At 66.9% G+C, this 1,235-nt stretch carries 1 protein-coding gene; it reads left to right on the top strand.

The genetic code is table 11. The features are described 5' to 3' along the window. The first annotated feature begins 101 nt into the window (after positions 1-101). Positions 102-1,079 (top strand): zinc-binding dehydrogenase, encoded by a 978-nt coding sequence (locus tag ACVOLR_RS20035; protein ID WP_481537986.1) that lies wholly within the window; start codon positions 102-104, stop codon positions 1,077-1,079. Positions 1,080-1,235: the final 156 nt, after the last annotated feature.

The following is a 1,235-nucleotide window of genomic DNA, read 5'->3' as shown; positions in this document are numbered from 1 at the left end:
CTGGGGGGGGGTGGGGGTTTGCGCTCCCCCCCCCCCCCCCCCCCCCCCGGTTTTTGACCCGGCTTTTGACTCCCGGCCCCCGACAGCAACAGGAGACAAACATGCGTAGCGCCATCCATGCCATCTTCGGCGAACCGGCCGACGTACTGGCCTTGGGCGACAGCCCCATCCCGCAGCCCGGCCCCGGCGAAGTAAGGATCAAGACCCTGCTCGCGCCCATCCACAACCACGACCTGTGGACCGTGCGCGGCAAGTACGGCTACAAGCCCACGCTGCCGGCCATCGGTGGCAGTGAAGCGGTAGGCATCATCGAGGCGCTTGGCGAAGGCGTCGAAGGCATCAGCATCGGCCAGCGCGTCATGGCCGCTTCGGTACACGGTACCTGGGCCGAATACTTCATCGCACCTGCGCGCATGGTCATCCCGGTGCCGGACGGCATCGCCGATGAAGCCGCAGCACAGCTGATCGCCATGCCGTTGAGCGCGTTGATGCTGCTGGAATTCCTGCAGGCCGAACCCGGCCAATGGATCGTGCAGAACACCGCCAACGGCGCCGTCGGCAAGACCCTTGCCATGCTCGCCGCCGCACGCGGCGTACATGTGCTCGGGCTCGTACGTCGCGATGCGGGCGTCGATGAACTCAAGGCATTGGGCATCGATAACGTGCTGTCCACTACCCAGCCGGATTGGAAGGCGCGCGCACAGGCATTGCTCGGCGACACGCTCGCACACGCAGCGGTCGATTCCATCGGTGGCCAGGCCAGCGCGGATCTGGTGTCATTGCTCGGTGACAACGGCACGTTGGTTTCGTTCGGCACCATGGCCGGCGAAGCCATGCAGATTCCTTCCGGCGATCTGATCTTCAAGCAGGCCACGGTCAAGGGCTTCTGGGGCAGCAAGGTCAGCCAGCAGATGTCGGTTGAGGACAAGCGTCGACTGGTAGGCGAACTGCTGCAGCGTGTGCTGAGTGGTGAGCTGGAACTGCCGGTGCAGGCGATCTACGGGCTGGGTGATGTTGCAGAAGCGGTGACGGCGAGCCTGCTGCCCGGACGCAAGGGCAAGGTGTTGTTGCGGCCTTGATGGTTGGTCAAAACCGGCAAAACCGGGGCAAAACCGGGGTGGGGGGGGGGGGGGGGGGCGCCCCACCCCCAGCAGCCCCGGGTGTTGGGGGAGGCGCGCCACCCCCCCCCACCCCCGGCGGCGTAGAGGCGCGGGCGGGCGCCGGCGTGAGGGGTG

This window comes from Stenotrophomonas sp. STEN030 (genome assembly GCF_056759995.1).
The sequence above is the reverse complement of the archived record's forward strand: the minus strand, read 5'-3'. Positions and strand labels throughout refer to the sequence as shown.